Source organism: Halalkalibacillus sediminis, from assembly GCF_002844535.1.
Classification (GTDB): domain Bacteria; phylum Bacillota; class Bacilli; order Bacillales; family Alkalibacillaceae; genus Halalkalibacillus_A; species Halalkalibacillus_A sediminis.
On the sequence record NZ_PJNH01000001.1, the window covers coordinates 779,367 to 796,949 of the forward strand.

Here is a 17,583-nt window from a genome sequence, read left to right on the forward strand (position 1 = left end):
GCACCTCGAAGTTTCAAGGTGCTCTCGCTTTATTACTTATCTTATCCTGCTTTGTTCAACTTTTCATTATCTCTTTCAATGGTTAAACCTGTTTCGTTTAACATCCATTCCACGTGTACTCCATAACCGCTAGTCGGGTCGTTAAGGAAAACATGTGTCACTGCCCCGATAATCTTATCGTTTTGAATGATTGGACTTCCACTCATTCCTTGTACAATCCCACCTGTTTCCTTTAACAGTTTAGGATCAGTCACTTTTATGATCATTCCTTTTGTTTCTGGAGTTCTGCTTGGTACACTGCTGATTATTTCAATTTCATACTCTTCAACTTCGGCATCTTTTACGACCGTCAATATTTTAGCTTTTCCTTCTTTTACTTCATTTGCTCGTGCTACTGGCATAGAATTGATTTTTCCTTCAAATATAGTGTCAGCTCGCTGTAATTTACCGAATATCCCAAAATCGCTATTTCGCTGAATCGTTCCAATGCTTTGATCGCTTAACGAAAATTCACCCTTCTTTTCGCCAGGGGCCCCACTTCTTCCTTTATCAATCGAAGTGATATCTGATGAAACGATTTTACCATTATAAATATCAACAGGCTGTCTTGTTTGGTGATCAGTGATCATGTGGCCTAAAGCGCCATACTTCTTGGTCTCTGGATCGTAAAAAGTCATTGTACCTATACCAGAGGTTGCATCTCTGATAAATAACCCTAAACGGAATTTATTTTCCTCTTGGTCGTGAACCGGGGTGACTGATACTGGAAATATTTGTTCACTTCTTTTGACTAATAATTTAACTTTCTCATCATTAGCTTCAAGCTTTTTAATTTCTGAAGTGAATTGACTCATGTCTTTAATCTCAGCATCATTCAGACGTAAAATCAAATCACCTACTTCAATACCTGCTTCTTTAGCAGCTGAAGTTTCTCCGTCATCCGTCTTGGTTTTGCTGAAACCTACAACCACAACACCAGCCGTATGAAGTTTAACGCCTATAGACTGTCCTCCAGGAACAATTTCTGATACAGTTTCTGCAGCTATGATATATCCCGCAGTCAAGGATGGAATAAGAAACGAAACAAGGAGAATAATCTTTATAAAGGGAAGATATTGCTTCATTTGAACACTCCTTATTTCTTTTTTAAGAGCTGTAACGTTAATTTGAGCATTTTCGGACCTTTTTAAACGGTCAGATGAAATGAAAAGCAGTGTATCATTTCCTTAACTACTTTTAATTATTTGGAATAAAAAAACTGATGTCATTAACATCAGCCTTTTGCTTTCTGATTATTCGCTTGTTCAATTAATTCAAGAGCATGTTTTTTCGTTGCGTCAGTGAGTTCAGACCCGGAAATCATACGACCAATTTCCTCAACAGATTGTTCTTTTTCTAATTTTTTTACAGAGGTTTTGGTTTGGTTCAGATCTTGGTCCTTTTCAATCAACAAGTGTTGATCAGCCATTGCGGCTACTTGTGGAAGATGAGAAATACAAAGTACTTGTGAACCTTTTGATATTTCTTGTATCTTTTGTGCTATGGATTGAGCTACTCGACCACTGACTCCCGTGTCAACTTCATCGAAAATTACACTTGTAATTCCTTGATGTTGGGAGAAAATACTCTTTAAAGCAAGCATGATTCTAGAAATTTCTCCACCTGAAGCAACTTTGTGAAGAGGCTTTACAGGCTCACCTGGATTGGTACTAATTAAAAACTGGATTTGATCGATTCCATTTTTCATCAACCGAATGGATTCATCTTTCCAACTAATATTTCCTGAAGCTCTTGTGAATTCTACATCGAATGTTGCTTTGTCCAAATAAAGGTCTTTGAGCTCTTTATGTATAGAGTCTTTTAACTCACGACTCGTCTGGATCCTTATTTCGTGTAGGTTCTGAGCTTCCATTAGAGCATCTTCAGTCAGCTCTTTAATTTGCTTTTCAAGCGCATGTAAATGAGTATCTTTATTTTCAAGTTTTTCTAATTCTTCTTCCATGGAGATCATTAGGTCGACTAATTCTTTTATAGACTGACCGTATTTCCTCTTCAGACGGTTCAACTCATTCAACCTGGATTCAATTTCATTGAGACGCTCAGGTTGGTACTCTAGACTATCTAAGCGATTTCTAAGTTCAAAGGAAAGTTCCTCAATTGTAAAATAAGCAGATTTCATTTGTTCAGACAAAGTTTGAAGGGACTCATCTACATCTTCTAACATTTCTAATGACGTCATTGCATTACTCAAAAAATCTAGGCCTTTGTTTTCTCCATATAAGGAGTAATATGTAGCTTGAAGGCCTTCAAAGATCTTTTCAAAATTAGCAAGTTGATTACGTTCTTCCTCTAACTGTTCATCTTCATCAACTTCTAATTGAGCTTCCTGCAATTCATTCAACTGAAATTTCAATAAATCAACTCGTTGCGCAACCTCTTGTTCATTTTCAGATAAGTCTTTGAACCTTTTTTGAATCGTCGACCATTCATTATATACTTCGAGGTACGATTTTTTTGCTGAATCAATTTTCTGACCATTGAAATAATCCAATAATTCCACATGTTTTTCTGGGTTCATCAGAGATTGTGTTTCATGTTGACTGTGAATATCAATTAACTTCTGCCCTACTTCTTTTAAAATACCAAGGGTAACCAACTTTCCATTGACTCGGCAAATACTCTTCCCTTTAGAAGTGATGAAACGCTCCAAAATCACGCTACCCTCTTCATCCTCTGGCAAATCCAATTGAGAAATAACATTTTTTACAGGATGACTGTCATTATCAATAAAAAATATACCTTCTATTGAAGCTTGATCAGCATCATGGCGAACAAACTCAACTGAAGCCCTTGCACCCGCAAGTAATTGAATAGCATCGATTATTATTGACTTACCTGCACCTGTCTCGCCTGTAAGAACTGTTAAACCTTCTTGAAAATTCACAGTTATTTGATCAATTATTGCAAAATCTTTAATAGATATCTGAGCTAACATGAATACACCTCTACTTTTAAATCATTCGCATGAATTCATCATAAACCGATTTACTTTTATCTGGAGTATGGCAAATAATTAGACAAGTGTCATCGCCACAAATACTTCCCATTATATTCTCCCACTCAAGTTGATCAAGTAAAGCACCAACAGCTTGTGCATTCCCCGGAATTGTTTTCAGAACAATAAAATGGTCAGCCCGATCAATAGAAACAAAGCTATCCGTGAGCATTCTTCTCAATTTATCAATGGGGTCATGCTGGGTTTCTTTAGGAAGGCTATATTTGTATCCACCTGTTCGGGTCGGGGTTTTTACTAATTGAAGTTCTTTAATGTCCCGTGAAATAGTCGCTTGGGTAACGTGATAACCCAAATCATGAAAATAACGTACTAACCCATCTTGAGTGTCGATATCATTCCTTGCAATCAATTCTTTTATCTTGATTAAACGTTGTGCCTTTTTCACTTTAATTTCCTCACGATCCTAAGCTTTATGTATATCATAACATTTTAAAAATGAAGGCTACTTCACCAGTAGCCCTAATTGCTTCTCTTATTTTTAAAATCACTGTGTGCTACTTGTACTATTTCCTGAATTTTGTCACTCGAAACGTGATTTTCAGGCTCTTGCCCAGTCCACCGAACATGTAATAAAAACTCTATATTGCCATCTCCGCCTGTAATTGGAGAGTAATCCAAATCAATTATGTCATATCCTTCTTTATAAACAAAAGAAATCATGGTGCCGATGACTTCTAGATGAATCGAAGGGTCCCTCACAATTCCCTTCTTTCCAACTTGATCTCTCCCTGCCTCAAATTGAGGTTTTATAAGCGCGACCATATCAGAGTTGTCTTCAAGCAACTGTTTCGCCACAGGGAAAATATGTTTCAAGGAAATAAACGAGACATCAGTAACTGCGAAATCTGGCTTACCTTCCTTTAAATCTTCAGGAATGACGTATCGGAAATTAGTCCGTTCCATCACGATTACTCTGGGGTCAGTTCTTAATTTCCAATCAAGCTGATTGTATCCTACATCAATTGCATAACTTGCTCTCGCTCCATTTTGAAGAGCGCAATCAGTAAATCCTCCTGTGGAAGAACCGATATCCATTATCAGCTTATCCTTCACATTGATATCAAAAGTCTTCAACGCTTTTTCCAGCTTCAAGCCGCCTCTACTGACATATGGAATCGCCTTTCCTTTGACAGTTAACTCTAATTCAGGATCAATTTTTAATCCTGGTTTATCCAGTCGTTCATGCTTATGGAAAACCAGCCCTGCCATGATTGATCGTTTAGCCTTCTCACGCGACTCAAAATAACCATTGTCAACTAAAAAACTATCTAACCTTACTTTTTTCATTTAATTAAGCTCTCTTCTGTTTACTTGGAACCATCGTTCTAATTTTCGATACGAATTCATTAGTCGTTAAGTTGATTTCCTCAAGAAGTTCATCTACGCTTCCATGCTCAATAAATCTGTCTGGGATCCCCATTCGTTGAATGAAAGGTGTCTCTATTCCACCCTCAGATTCATAATGCTCAAGAACGGCACTTCCGAATCCACCTTGTAAAGCATGTTCCTCTATTGTTAATATTGGCAGTTTTTCCATAGCCAATCGGCTTAACATTTCTTGATCGAGAGGTTTGATAAACCGTGCATTTACAACTCGTACAGAAACATCTTCTCGGTCTAATATTTGGGCAGCTTCGAGAGCTTTTTCAATCATAGTACCGAAAGTCAAAATTACAGCGTCTTGTCCTTCTTTTAATACTTCCCAAGAGCCAATAGGTATTTCACGGAAAGGTTCTTCACTTGGAGCATCCTTCGCATTTCCTCTAGGGTATCGCAGAGCTATAGGACCATCTTGGTTTTCTATAGCAGTATAAACCATATGCTGCGCTTCATTTGCATCTTTAGGCATCATGATTTTCATATTCGGTAGATGACGTAAGAAGGAAATATCAAAGACTCCCTGGTGTGTCTCTCCGTCAGCACCCACTAAACCTGCACGATCAATCCCGAAAACTACATTCAGATTTTGTCTGCATACATCATGAACTACTTGATCAAAGCCTCTTTGTAAGAAGGTTGAATATATTGATAAAAACGGCTTCATTCCTTGAGCTGCCAATCCGCCAGACAATGTGGTTGCATGCTGTTCAGCTATACCAACATCGAACAATCGATCAGGGAACTTTTTCTTGAAATCTTCTAGTTTCGAACCTACCGTCATTGCTGGGGTCACAGCCACTACTCTTTCATCTTTTTCAGCAATTTTAATCAAAGTATCACTAATTAGCTGACTCCATCCTGGACCTGTTGAGCCTTTTTTCAATGACTTACCTGATTCGATTTTGTATGGACCAACACCATGCCAAGTACCAATCGTGTCTGTTTCAGCTGGTTTGTAGCCTTTACCTTTTTTGGTAATGACATGTATTAAAATCGGTCCCTCAGTTTTCTTAGCGTAATTGATTGATTTGAATAAATCATCGTAATTATGCCCATCCACTGGGCCATAGTAAGTAAATCCGAGTTCTTCAAAAAACATTCCCGGTACTACAAGGTATTTCATGCTATCCTTAACTCGCTCTGCTGTAGTAGCTAATCTTCCACCGACAGCAGGAATCTTTTTAACCAATAATTCGATCTCGTCTTTTACCCAATTATATTTTTGACCGCTACGTAAACGGCCTAAAATGTTATGCATGGCTCCAACGTTTGGTGCAATCGACATTTCATTATCGTTTAAAATAACAGTGAGATTTTTCTTTGCATGTCCGATATGATTTAATGCTTCAAGTGCCATACCACCGGTAAGGGCACCGTCCCCAATAATTGGAATAACTGAGTGATCTTCACCTTTAACATCTCTAGCAATAGCCATACCCATAGCGGCAGAAAGAGAAGTAGAGCTATGACCCGTTTCCCATACATCGTGCTCACTTTCATTCATCTTAGGAAAGCCACATAACCCCTTATATTGTCTTAGAGAATCAAAACGGTTCATACGCCCAGTCAACATCTTGTGAACATATGCTTGATGTCCGACATCCCAAATAAATTTATCTTTTGGGCTATCAAATGCATGATGTAAGGCTAGTGTTAATTCAACAACTCCGAGGTTCGGACCTAAATGGCCCCCTGTAATTGATAAATTCTCAATTAAGAAATCACGGACTTGTCCACTTAAGTCAACTAATTCTTCCGTATTTAAATGTTTGATGTCTTCGGGTTTCTTTATATTTTCAAGATCCATGACGGACCACTCACCTTCATCATGTTTTTGATACTTTACCATTGGCCTTCTTACTTTTTTTGGGATCAGGTAATACTTTTATGTGTAATTTGTCTTCAAGGACAGCTACTACTTTTCCTGCGAAAAGAATCAAATCCGTTGAAGCAGTAATTGCAACTGTTTTACCTAATGCTTTTCCTCCTACAGTCAAAGCAGCTACTATACTTGTCAGAATCGTTCCGATTACATATTGTAATCCAGATGATTCTCCACCATTAATTACTATGACTAGTTGTATAACAACCAGAGTAGAAGCTGTACCACTTATAATACCCGAAATGTCACCGATTACATCATTACAAAAAGTGGCGAATCTATCTGCATTCCTTACAATCCTTATCGCATGCTTTGCCCCGTAGACTTTTTCAGAAGCCATTGCGTTGAAGGGCGTCACGCTTGCCGCGGTTGCAGCTATTCCCATCATATCAAATAATACACCAGTCGATACAATAATTAACACAACAAAAAGGCCGAGTAACCAGCCTGTACCATCTAATATCATGTTGGAAACAATTGAAAAAATGGCCGCTAACACAAACGTGATAACGGCTATGCTTACACTAAATTTTAATGATCTTTTAAGTATTTTTTTCATTCATATATAACCTCAGCCAGTTCATACTAATGTTGAACGCTATGTAAGTTTAGGAGATGGTCACTCGAAAGGTAAAAATTGCGACTTAGGTCCAGTAGTTTTTCACAGTTCGCTACCGTGTGTTGCCACATCGGCGGTTCCCCATTAAAGCGAACTTAGCTGTGTCTCCACAAGCTAGACTGGATTACCACTTAGATCGCACTATAATCCCTTTCGAATGTCAACGGAACAGTCTAGGAGTTTTCCTCAGCAGCCTTTGACCACTTCCTAGCCTCTTTTGCAGTGTCCATTTCATACAACGTAACAGTACAGTCACGGTGGCCATCCGATTTTGTACAATATATTGTAATCCCCTAGACACCACTCAAGGCAGGCTACGCTGCGGATAAAGGAGATTATCCCTTATCTCGCAGGTTCATACCCCATTCCATACCATCTTAAGTGCAATTAAGGTGGTACAGAGATGGGCCTCCGCGGAAGTAGGGTCAACGCCCACATGCCTTTGTGGATCGCCCTACAACCTTAACTCCCAGCATCGACCCAAGGCTGGGCGCCTCAAGCCGACACAAGGAACTTCATCGATATGCCCTTTGGCGGATTTTTAGGCCCGCCTTCAAAAGTGGAGGACTGACTAGAATACTGCACCATCCCCTGACTACTTATATTTTACCATATCGCGTTCAATCTAACAATAAAAGTAACCGTTAGTATGTTCGCTTTCCAAATAAATTTATGAAGTCTTTTAAAATATCCTGATTAATACCTGCTTTTTCATATTTTTCTTCAGCAAGTGCCATATAATGGTTTCTGAGATGAATCGCTTGGTCCATACCCAATAAGCTAGGGTAAGTGGTTTTGTTTTGATCTACATCACTACCTATTGGTTTACCCAATTCCGTTTCGTCCCCTTGAATATCCAAAATATCATCTTGAATTTGAAATACAAGTCCTAAATAATGACCATAATCATTCAAGGCCTCAATTTGTGGTGGTGTAGCTCCACCCAAATATGAACCAATTTTGATAGCAGCTCGGATTAATTCTCCTGTTTTCTTTTGATGGATGTAATTAAGCTTTTCTTCACTCAAAGGCTCGCCTTCAGCTCTTAAATCCAAAAATTGTCCGGCAATCATTCCATTAATACCGCTAGCTTTGCTTAACTGGTGAATGATATATATTTTTTCCTCTGCACCTAACTCTGAAGACTCTGTGATTAGTTGAAAGGCTAAAGTTAATAAACCATCCCCTACCAAAATAGCAGTCGATTCATCAAACTTTTTATGGATAGTAGGTTTTCCTCTTCTCATATCATCATTATCCATCGCTGGTAAATCATCATGTATTAAAGAGTAGGTGTGTATCAATTCCAATGCCACTGCCGGTGTCAGTGCCTTTTTGATATCGTCCGAAAAGGCTTCAAATGTACTTAGCATCAATATAGGTCTCAACCTTTTCCCACCTGCACTAACCGCATAAGAAAGCGCTTCTTGTAGTCCATTAGGAGAAGCTGAATGATGAATTGTGTTTTGAACATGTGAATGAATCACATGTTGTTTTTCCTGAATGTATTCTTCAAGGTTCACTATTCTTCTTCCTCCAACGTATAAGGTTCAACCTCATTGTGCTCGTTCATGATTTCAGTCATTTCATGTTCAACTTTTTTGAGTTTGTCATTGCAATGCTTGGACAACTTCATACCTTCTTTATAATATTCGATAGCCTTTTCTAAAGGCACTTCCCCTTCTTCCAGCTTCTCGACAATTCCTTCTAACTTTTGCATTGCTTGTTCAAATGTCTGTTCCTCTTCTTTATTTGTCATTAAACACATCTCCTTTTTCAACGTCCTTCACCTTACAACTTAAGAACCCATCCTGGAGTGTTAAATTAATATCATCACCAGTCTTCACTTGATCCGTGCTTTTGATGACCTCTCCTTTATCCCCATAAGTAATGGAATAGCCTCGTTTCATAGTTTCGAGTGGATTAAGTATCATTAATTTATCAACCGCGCGACTAAAACGATGTTCATTTCTATCGATGGTGGTTTGAATTGTTTGGTCCATTTTTTTATGGAGCTCATGAACATCACGTTTTTTTTCACGGATTAAGTGATCCGGTCGATTCGCTTTCAGTTTTTCCATATAAGTTCGAAGTGTGTTGGTTCGATTTTCAATTAATTGATTCGAGCTTCTAGATAAAGCTACGACTAATCGATCGAGATCTTGTTCCTTCTGACGAGTGAGGTGAGCAGGGTACTTGAAAGCGTAAGAGTTCCTTAAAGACTGTATTCGTTCCTTGTGAGTCATTAATTGAGATTTAAATTCATGGTGTAATCGGTGGGTATATTGATTGATGGTCTTCTTTAATTCTTCAATAGATGGTACTGCTAACTCTGCTGCTGCAGTGGGTGTCGGAGCTCTTAAGTCCGCTACAAAATCACTGATAGTAAAGTCAGTCTCGTGACCAACTGCTGATATGATTGGTTTATGAGATTTTTCGATAGCCCTAGCCACAATTTCCTCATTAAAGGCCCATAATTCTTCAATTGATCCGCCGCCGCGCCCAATAATAATGGTGTCGACACTTTCAATCGAATTTGCCTTTTTTAAAGCCTCTGCAATTGAAGGCGCCGCATTTTTTCCTTGTACAGAAACTGGGATAATCGTCCTTTTTGCAGAGGGGTATCTTCTTTTTAATGTAGTTATTATATCTCTTACTGCAGCTCCAGTAGGTGAAGTTATAATGGCAATGTGATTTGGAAATGCCTGAATGGGAAGCTTTCGAGAATCTTCGAAAAGCCCTTCACTTGTCAATTTCTTTTTTAGTTCTTCGTAAGCTAAATATAAAGCCCCGATCCCATCTGGTTGCATATCTCGTACATATATTTGATATTGTCCTTGAGGTTCATATAAACCAATATCACCTCGTAGAATTACTTTGGTTCCATTTTCAGGAGTAAACTTCAACCTCTGATTATCAGAAGCGAACATGACCGCGGAAATTTTTGCGCCTTGGTCTTTCAAAGTAAAATACATATGCCCTCTGGAGTGTAAGTTGAAATTGGATATTTCGGCTTGAAGCCAAACATTTTTAAGATGCTTGTCTGTTTCTATTTTTCGTTTGATATATTTCGTTAAAGCGGTTACTGTCAAATACTTCTCCTGCATAAGTTATGCTCCCTTACTTATACTTTTAGCAGCATGAACCGTGTTATGTAGTAACATCGTGATTGTCATGGGTCCGATTCCTTTAGGAACGGGGGTGATGTAATTGACACGAGATACTACCCGGTCATAATCAACATCTCCTAACACTTTTCCATCTTCTGTAAATGAATTACCCACATCAAAAATGGCAGATCCTTCTTTCACATCCTCTGCCCCAATAACATGTGCTTTCCCAATTGCCACGATCAATATATCTGCTTGCTTAGTGAATTGACGCAAATGCGCTGTCTTAGAATGACAATAAGTTACTGTTGCATCTCGGTTAAGCAACAGCTGTCCCATTGGTTTCCCGACAATATTACTTCTGCCAATGATCACCGCATGTTTTCCTTCAATGGGTATCTTATGATGCTCCAACATTTTGATGATTCCATAAGGCGTACAAGGTACAAACGTTTCTTCCCCTACCATTAAACGTCCTATATTGATGGGGTGGAAGCCATCGACATCTTTGCTAGGGTCAATTGATTCCAAAACCTTTTGTTCGTCTATATGATCTGGTAATGGAAGTTGCACTAGTATTCCGTGAATTGAATTGTCATTATTCAATGAATGGATGGTATTCAGTAGCTCTTCTTCACTCAAAGATTCATCTTTTTCGATTACCTTTGAGAACATTCCTGAATTGATAGCAGCTTTTTCTTTCATACGGACATAAGTTTTAGAAGCTTTATCATTTCCGACTATAACTACAACTAACCCAGGCTTAATTCCTTCCTTTTTCAACTCTTCAACTTCTTGGTATAAGGAGTTTCGTATGTCCTCGGCTACATCTTTACCATACATAATAGTTGCACTCATGGATGAACAGCTCCTATTCCGTCATAAATTTTGATAGGATTCCGTTAATGAACTTACCTGACTGATCATCGTTATATTTCTTGGCAATTTCTATCGCTTCATTAACTGCCACTTTGTTTGGAGTTTGTTCAACGTGGAATATTTCATATACGGCTATTCTCAATACAGTTTTCTCAACAGTGCCGATTCGTGAAAAAGACCATTTCTCCAATTTATCAGAGATTTGTTGATCCAGATCATCTCTTTCCCTGATGACACCTTCTATAAGTTCTTTTCTTAAGTCATCTTGATTGTCCTCTAAGGACTCCAGAATTTGTTCTGTTGATACGTCTTTATTAATATCAATTTGATATAAAGCTTGAAAAGCTTTTTCTCTAGCTAGTTTGCGGTTCATTTCTATACTCCTATCAATAAAAATCTACGTGATTTATCCTATCATGTTCATCTTCCGTTTACCATAAAAATGATAACAAAAAAGAACTGGGGCCTAATGATCAGTAATCGAATTAGGCCCCAAAATTTATTTCACAGTTGACTTATTTTCTTCCACTTTTTCTTCCATCTGGACACCAACTACATGCACATTGATTTCCAGAATTTCTAAAGCAGTCATGTTTTTTAAGGTGGATCGAATGTTGTCTTGAATCTTCTGAGCTACTGTAGGAATAGAAACACCGTAATCAAGCACGGTGAAGACCTCTATAGAAATCCCCTGCTCATCTAATTCAACTTTAACGCCTTTACTATGCTTCTTCTTACCAAGACGTTCGGTCACATTTGATGCCAAGTTCCCGCGCATGTTTGCAACTCCGCTGACTTCATTGGCTGCAATTCCTGCGATGACTTCTATTACTTCAGGTGCGATTTCTACTTTACCTAATGAATGATTGTCACTGACATTAAGCAATTTTTTATCATCCATCGTGCTCACCTCTTCGTTATTATTATTCATCTTCCATTACCTTATGATCCTCTAGAAACTTAGTGTTGAAGTCTCCTTGAACAAATACAGGATGGTTCATCATTTTTTTGTGGAAAGGAATCGTCGAGTGAATCCCTTCTATAATAAATTCATCCAATGCACGATTCATACGCAGAATAGCTTCTTCCCTATCTTTCCCGTATGTAATCAATTTAGCAATCATTGAATCATAGTAAGGTGGGATGTTCCAACCTGTGTATGCAGCAGAATCTACACGCACTCCAAAACCTCCTGGTGGTAAGTACATCTTGACTTCTCCAGCGGAAGGCATAAAGTTTTTATACGGATCTTCTGCATTAATACGGCATTCTATTGCCCATCCCTCGAAAGTTATATCTTCTTGAGTGAATGAAAGTTCATTTCCATTGGCAACATTTAATTGTTCTTTAATTAAGTCAACGCCCGTAACCATCTCTGTCACTGGGTGTTCCACTTGGATTCTAGTGTTCATTTCCATGAAATAAAACGTATCTTGTTTCTTGTCATAAATGAATTCTACAGTCCCGGCACCGACATAATTTACAGCTGAGGCAGCTGCAACAGCTGCTTCACCCATTTTTTGTCGTGTGTTTTCATCAATTGCTGGTGAAGGTGTCTCTTCAATCAGTTTTTGCAGACGCCTTTGAACCGTACAGTCTCGTTCACCTAAATGGACCGTATGGCCATGGGCATCAGCCATGACCTGTATTTCCACATGACGGAAATCTTCGATGTATTTTTCAAGATAAACACCCGGATTACCGAAAGCTGTTTCCGCTTCATTTTGTGTAATACGAATTCCGCTTACCAATTCCTCTTCATCTCTCGCTACACGAATCCCTTTACCACCGCCACCTGCAGTAGCTTTAATGATAATAGGATAACCGATTCCGTTAGCGACTTCTTTCCCTTGTTCAACATTTTCAATAATTCCTTCAGAACCAGGTACGATCGGAACGCCAGCATCCTTCATCGTCTCTCTGGCAACATCCTTTGTTCCCATACGAGAGATTGAATCTGCACTTGGTCCGATGAAAATGACGTTACATTCTTCACACATCTCAGCAAAATCAGCATTCTCTGATAAGAACCCATAACCCGGGTGAATTGCATCGCAATCAGTCAATTTTGCCAAGCTCATAATGTTTGTTTTGTTCAAATAGCTATCTTTACTGAGCGTTGGTCCGACACAGTAAGCTTCATCAGCTAATTGTACATGCAACGATTCTTTGTCAGCTTCTGAATATATAGCAACCGTTTCGATACCGAGCTCTTTACAAGCACGGATCACTCTAACTGCAATTTCTCCTCGATTAGCAATAAGAACTTTTTCTATCACGGACAATACCTCCCTTATTTTTTCTTTACTCGGAACAATGGTTGTCCGTATTCAACTAATTCACCATTTTGGACTAGAATTTCTACAATTTCACCTTGAACTTCTGCTTCGATTTCATTAAATAATTTCATCGCTTCTACAATACATACAATTGAGTCTTTCCCTACTGAAGAACCTTCTTGGACATAAGGATCGTCTTCTGGGCTAGGAGAATTATAAAAAGTACCAACCATCGGTGAAACGATCTCATAATCAAAGTCTACAGTTGATTGTTCTTCTTTCTTAGGTTCTTCCTCTTTTTCTACCTTTTGAGGCGCAGGAGTTGATTCTACTTTTGGTTCAGATGCCACAGGTTGTGATTCAACAGGGGTTGAAGTCTGTTGAACTACTGGTACACTACCATTAGCGGAATCCTTTTTCATAGTTACTTTCGTTCCATCTTCTTCATACGTGAAGTCTGAAATGGACGAATCATCGATTAATTTAATAAGTTCACGAATCTCTTGCACTTTTAACATCTTTAAGGCACTCCCTTGTTATTTAATATACTGTTTTGTCCTCTACATATGTAGAATTATAACTGATAGGTTTAGTATACGCTAAAAATCATTAATTTTCATGGACAGGTACTAATAATTCCTACTAATTATTTTACGATAAATGATAGACAAACTTCAACTTTATATTTAGAAACCTTCAAACTGTCTATCAATCCATCTCTATAATGTTAATCTAAAAAGAATTCACTTCTTTTGTTTGATGAAAAAATAATTAGAAAAGCCCGCCAATTGGCGAGCCATTTCCAAAGACATTCGTTTGTGAATACCTTTTTAACTACCCTTGATCATTTTGAAGCTTTACCCGCACATCAATGATACCAAATTCATCTCTTGCCATTTGCATCATGTGGTTCGCTTCAACATTCGATAACTCTTCAGCTATTACTGTGATCAACACAAAGTCATCTTCTTTTCTTACCAGTACATCTTGGAAATCTTTTTCTTGTTGGATCGTCTTTTCTAAAATAGATTCTTTTTGAGCAACGGCTTGAATTTCGTGCATTTGATCAATGGCTATATTTTTCTCTTCAGTCGTAGAATTACTGGATGCTACAATTGAAGACAGTTGTTCTTTCATTTCACTGATATGGTCTTCCTTTTCCATACGCAAAGCGGTAAATAATTCATCTGATGAAAGATTAGAGAGAGCCATCTCATCATCTACACCTTCTTCAGAATCTGAACCTTCCTCACGCTCTTCACCATTTTTTTCCTCTTCCTCTAATTCAGTGATGGCCGCCTGATCACCCGGCATCATATAGTACACACTCAAGACAATTAACAGACTTAACATTGCTACTAACCAAACCGTTTGTTTTTTCATTACCATTTCTATTCCTCCTTACCCTTAGGCATTACTGCAATACGATGTGATGATACATCTAATAATCTTGAAACAGCTTCCATTACCATCTGCTTACGTTGTATCTGATTCACCCCTTTCGCTACGACAAGAACCCCTCTTACTGCAGGCTCTCTAGTTTGAATAAGTAATGGTTCTTCCTCATTGTTCTTACGGACCAGCACAGTTTGATGTTCGATTGTTTCATCTTCTACCTGTCTCGTGCCTCCATTTTGGTCCGTTTCATCAGTCTTTTGATGCCCAGTCATTTCATTTTTCTCATAAATTTTCATAGCTGAAGCTTCCAGCTGCAGGGTTACTTCAACTTCTGATATGCCTTCTAAATTCTCCAATGCATTCTGCAATTCGGACTCTAGAGAGTCTTTCACATCAGTGATCGAAACGTTTTCATTGTCCTTGCCTTTTTCTTTATCACTCGACCAGACTTCTTGTTGATCTGTGTAAGGCTCAGGCTCTTCAGGTTGTCCACCAAAGAAATTCGATACCATTAAAAAAAGCAGTCCGATTAAGCCTATTAACAAAATATATGATTTTTTGGATGGACGATTAGATTCGTCTTTCAATTGAAACCAATGCTTTAATCGTTGAAACATTCTTACTCTCCTTCCCACACAAATGTTATTATTTCTTGTGGGACATCTAGCAAATCAGTGATTCTCGATTTCAGTTCTTTTTCTCTGTTACTAGGATTTTCATAAGGTTTTCTTAAATCAATCGGTGCCACTTCTTCAACTTCTTCGCTAGATTCTTCTTCAAGATAAAAAGTGATAGATTGAAGGTCTTCAAGGATCCATTCTTCACTTTCTTTCTCCTCTTCAACCACTAATGAAACACCATGAATTGTTATGTCATATTGATCATTCAACTCCTCCTCTACAAGCGTGAGCATTTGATGTTCTATCTGTTCTAATATATATGCATGTCCTGTCGCTTGTATTTCTACTTTTTTTTGTTCAAGCTGATCTTCTATTTTTTCCTCTTGGAATTGATCGGAAGTATAGTTCCATTCAGAACTTATCGTTTCTGGTTCTATTTGGAATAAACGAACTAAAGGATTCAAAAATAATAGAAATATCATAAGCCCGAAGACAAATTTGATGACTTTGGAATGAGAGTTAGAAGGAATCAGGGCAGAGATGATCGTAGCTATAAATATGAAGATGACAATTTGCGATATCCAATCCTTTAGATAATCCACTTTTGATCCACCCCTCTTGGAACGATTAATCAGCATCATGTGTAGATGTGTCTTCTATGATTTATCCGAGATTAACGTCGAATACCATATTATATGAGGAGCCCGTCCGGTTTTATAACGTAGAAGTATATTTTCTTATTTAATTTATTTATAGATTTATCAAGTTGAAAACAAGTAAGGTGAGTCTGTTCAATGAGAGGATCGTTGGAAAAGAATATAACTATATAAAATATGTTTAACAAACTGACACGGTGGATGGATTTTAAAAGATTGCTTATTTTTTCCGATAACAAGTAAAAATGCTATTCAACTCGGATTCGATACAATTATAAAGAGCTCCCCGCTTAAGGAGAGCTCCAGTCAATACAAAGGGAGTATTACACATGAAAAGCAGAACAAAAGAATTCTTTTTAATAAACATTAAGTCATTTGCAATATATCTGTTAGTCACTGGCTTTTGTAGTTTACTTATCGTTGCTTCTTGGAATACAGGCAATACCAACCAAGTCGTTCGTTTTACTTTTTACTTAGCTATAATAATCTACACAATTTCGGGTTTCTTCCTTCGCATTTATTCTAAGTGGTATGAAAACGTATTATCAGTATCACTTGTGGCACTATTCGTTATGCTATTTAGTAGTATTAAAATAGGGCTTTTTGTGAACCTACCTTTTCTGTATGTAATGGGATGGACAAGGGATTTCGATTTTGCTTTTCTCCCTTTATTAACACCTTTGTTTCCATCACTTTTATTATTAATTGGATTGGGTTTGAAATACATGTCTCTTACTATAATAAACAGAAAATGAATTTCTGCAGATAGGTCCCCATTTTCTTTAAGCTGCTATAAACTTTCAAAAAAAAGAGACCAATAAAAGCAAACGATAAAATAACACTTTTTAAAGAAGATTGCTTAAGCTTAGTATTTCTTTGAGGCAGCTTAAAGTCATGTTCAATGGTGTTATTTGTGCTTTTTCTGAGTTTTAATTCTTCTCGAAATACTACATTGTATGTAGAGCATGTCCATATTACGTGGAAGAACACGATCGAGAGATTACTTTATGTAAAATAACTCAAATAAACAAAAGGATTTTTACAAAGAATACTCCGTGGGGTGGGTATTAAGAGAAATGCACTGATGAACAAATCGAAAAGTCCTTAGGTGAAAATGTAAAGGCATTAAAAAAGAGCTCTCCAATTAAGGGGAGCTCTATGTTCAATCTATAAGCTTATACTAAGAAACTTAATAACCAATATGACAATAGGGATTAGAATTAAAACAGCATATGGTAAGTAGTCAACAAGCGCCTGAACAATTTGTTGGAATTGATCTGATAAATCTGGTGTTACCAATTTTTCACCTCAAATCCTACGAAGTTTAGCCACCAGCTTTCGTATCCACCATTAGCCTATAAGAAATATGCTCAAGAGCCTCAATCATCTCTGCCATCTGAAAACACAGCACGATAAAGGAAACAGCAATAATAAGTAGAATCAATATTTTAATATTCTCCTTCATTAAATAACCTCTCTCTAACACTAGAATCCATTTCAAGTTATTGTATATTGTAATTAATATACTCTAAGTTTTTTCGTATTTTTTCTAATTCATTTGCTTGTGCATTCATTTGAAGAACGATAAATACAAGGGTAATCAATATTCCAATTAATATAAAAGTTAAAAGCCTTTGATTGAATACTGTCATCTCTTAATCCCCTTTTATAATTACCTTTAATA

The 17,583-nt window shown here is 37.6% G+C and carries 20 protein-coding genes; 1 reads left to right on the forward strand and 19 read right to left on the reverse strand.

The window, feature by feature from the left end; all coding sequences use genetic code 11:
* Positions 1-41: 41 nt before the first annotated feature.
* From spoIVB to spoIIIAF, 17 genes are all read right to left on the reverse strand, one after another.
* Positions 42-1,124 carry a SpoIVB peptidase gene (gene spoIVB, locus CEY16_RS04105; RefSeq protein WP_101330690.1) on the reverse strand — a complete coding sequence of 361 codons (1,083 nt, stop codon included), beginning with the start codon at positions 1,122-1,124 and terminating at the stop codon, positions 42-44.
* A 149-nt stretch (positions 1,125-1,273) separates the two neighbouring features.
* A complete protein-coding gene (recN, locus tag CEY16_RS04110; RefSeq protein ID WP_101330691.1) occupies positions 1,274-2,995 on the reverse strand; it encodes a DNA repair protein RecN in 1,722 nt (573 codons plus the stop codon).
* 16 nt (positions 2,996-3,011) lie between these two features.
* Positions 3,012-3,461 (reverse strand): transcriptional regulator AhrC/ArgR, encoded by a 450-nt coding sequence (gene ahrC / locus CEY16_RS04115; protein WP_101330692.1) that lies wholly within the window; start codon positions 3,459-3,461, stop codon positions 3,012-3,014.
* A gap of 74 nt (positions 3,462-3,535) precedes the next feature.
* Positions 3,536-4,363, reverse strand: coding sequence for a TlyA family RNA methyltransferase (locus CEY16_RS04120; protein ID WP_101330693.1), 828 nt, complete (start codon positions 4,361-4,363; stop codon positions 3,536-3,538).
* 4 nt (positions 4,364-4,367) lie between these two features.
* Entirely contained in the window at positions 4,368-6,263 is a 1,896-nt protein-coding gene (gene dxs, locus CEY16_RS04125; protein WP_101331136.1) for a 1-deoxy-D-xylulose-5-phosphate synthase, read from the reverse strand.
* A gap of 19 nt (positions 6,264-6,282) precedes the next feature.
* The gene (locus CEY16_RS04130) at positions 6,283-6,897 is read right to left on the reverse strand and encodes a hypothetical protein (RefSeq protein ID WP_101330694.1); all 615 of its coding nucleotides are present in this window, start codon (positions 6,895-6,897) and stop codon (positions 6,283-6,285) included.
* 704 nt (positions 6,898-7,601) lie between these two features.
* A complete protein-coding gene (locus CEY16_RS04135; RefSeq protein ID WP_238378749.1) occupies positions 7,602-8,480 on the reverse strand; it encodes a polyprenyl synthetase family protein in 879 nt (292 codons plus the stop codon).
* A complete protein-coding gene (gene xseB / locus CEY16_RS04140; protein ID WP_101330695.1) occupies positions 8,480-8,716 on the reverse strand; it encodes an exodeoxyribonuclease VII small subunit in 237 nt (78 codons plus the stop codon). The genes CEY16_RS04135 and xseB overlap by 1 nt, the downstream gene beginning before the upstream one ends.
* Positions 8,706-10,064 (reverse strand): exodeoxyribonuclease VII large subunit, encoded by a 1,359-nt coding sequence (gene xseA, locus CEY16_RS04145; RefSeq protein ID WP_101330696.1) that lies wholly within the window; start codon positions 10,062-10,064, stop codon positions 8,706-8,708. Before xseA ends, xseB begins: the two co-directional genes overlap by 11 nt.
* 3 nt (positions 10,065-10,067) lie before the next feature.
* Positions 10,068-10,925 carry a bifunctional 5,10-methylenetetrahydrofolate dehydrogenase/5,10-methenyltetrahydrofolate cyclohydrolase gene (locus tag CEY16_RS04150; RefSeq protein ID WP_101330697.1) on the reverse strand — a complete coding sequence of 286 codons (858 nt, stop codon included), beginning with the start codon at positions 10,923-10,925 and terminating at the stop codon, positions 10,068-10,070.
* 13 nt (positions 10,926-10,938) lie between these two features.
* The gene (gene nusB, locus CEY16_RS04155) at positions 10,939-11,319 is read right to left on the reverse strand and encodes a transcription antitermination factor NusB (RefSeq protein ID WP_101330698.1); all 381 of its coding nucleotides are present in this window, start codon (positions 11,317-11,319) and stop codon (positions 10,939-10,941) included.
* A gap of 126 nt (positions 11,320-11,445) precedes the next feature.
* Positions 11,446-11,847 (reverse strand): Asp23/Gls24 family envelope stress response protein, encoded by a 402-nt coding sequence (locus CEY16_RS04160; RefSeq protein ID WP_101330699.1) that lies wholly within the window; start codon positions 11,845-11,847, stop codon positions 11,446-11,448.
* 22 nt (positions 11,848-11,869) lie between these two features.
* Complete coding sequence (gene accC / locus CEY16_RS04165) at positions 11,870-13,225, reverse strand: acetyl-CoA carboxylase biotin carboxylase subunit (RefSeq protein WP_101330700.1); 1,356 nt, start codon at positions 13,223-13,225, stop codon at positions 11,870-11,872.
* 14 nt (positions 13,226-13,239) lie between these two features.
* Complete coding sequence (accB, locus tag CEY16_RS04170; RefSeq protein ID WP_101330701.1) at positions 13,240-13,743, reverse strand: acetyl-CoA carboxylase biotin carboxyl carrier protein; 504 nt, start codon at positions 13,741-13,743, stop codon at positions 13,240-13,242.
* Positions 13,744-14,059: 316 nt separating this feature from the next.
* Entirely contained in the window at positions 14,060-14,614 is a 555-nt protein-coding gene (locus CEY16_RS04175; protein WP_101330702.1) for a SpoIIIAH-like family protein, read from the reverse strand.
* 2 nt (positions 14,615-14,616) lie between these two features.
* On the reverse strand, positions 14,617-15,240 hold the full coding sequence (gene spoIIIAG, locus CEY16_RS04180; RefSeq protein ID WP_101330703.1) for a stage III sporulation protein AG: 624 nt from the start codon (positions 15,238-15,240) through the stop codon (positions 14,617-14,619).
* A 2-nt stretch (positions 15,241-15,242) separates the two neighbouring features.
* Positions 15,243-15,845 carry a stage III sporulation protein AF gene (spoIIIAF, locus tag CEY16_RS04185; RefSeq protein WP_162297842.1) on the reverse strand — a complete coding sequence of 201 codons (603 nt, stop codon included), beginning with the start codon at positions 15,843-15,845 and terminating at the stop codon, positions 15,243-15,245.
* 383 nt (positions 15,846-16,228) lie between these two features.
* Between spoIIIAF and CEY16_RS15120 the strand changes: the two genes are divergently transcribed.
* Positions 16,229-16,654, forward strand: coding sequence for a hypothetical protein (locus CEY16_RS15120; RefSeq protein WP_101330705.1), 426 nt, complete (start codon positions 16,229-16,231; stop codon positions 16,652-16,654).
* Positions 16,655-17,223: 569 nt separating this feature from the next.
* On the opposite strand, the gene CEY16_RS15125 is transcribed toward CEY16_RS15120, so the two are convergent.
* Both CEY16_RS15125 and CEY16_RS15130 read right to left on the reverse strand, forming a co-directional pair.
* Positions 17,224-17,364: a hypothetical protein gene (locus tag CEY16_RS15125; protein WP_162297843.1), complete on the reverse strand. Its 141-nt coding sequence runs from the start codon at positions 17,362-17,364 to the stop codon at positions 17,224-17,226.
* Between the two features lie 37 nt (positions 17,365-17,401).
* The gene (locus tag CEY16_RS15130) at positions 17,402-17,551 is read right to left on the reverse strand and encodes a hypothetical protein (RefSeq protein WP_162297844.1); all 150 of its coding nucleotides are present in this window, start codon (positions 17,549-17,551) and stop codon (positions 17,402-17,404) included.
* Positions 17,552-17,583: the final 32 nt, after the last annotated feature.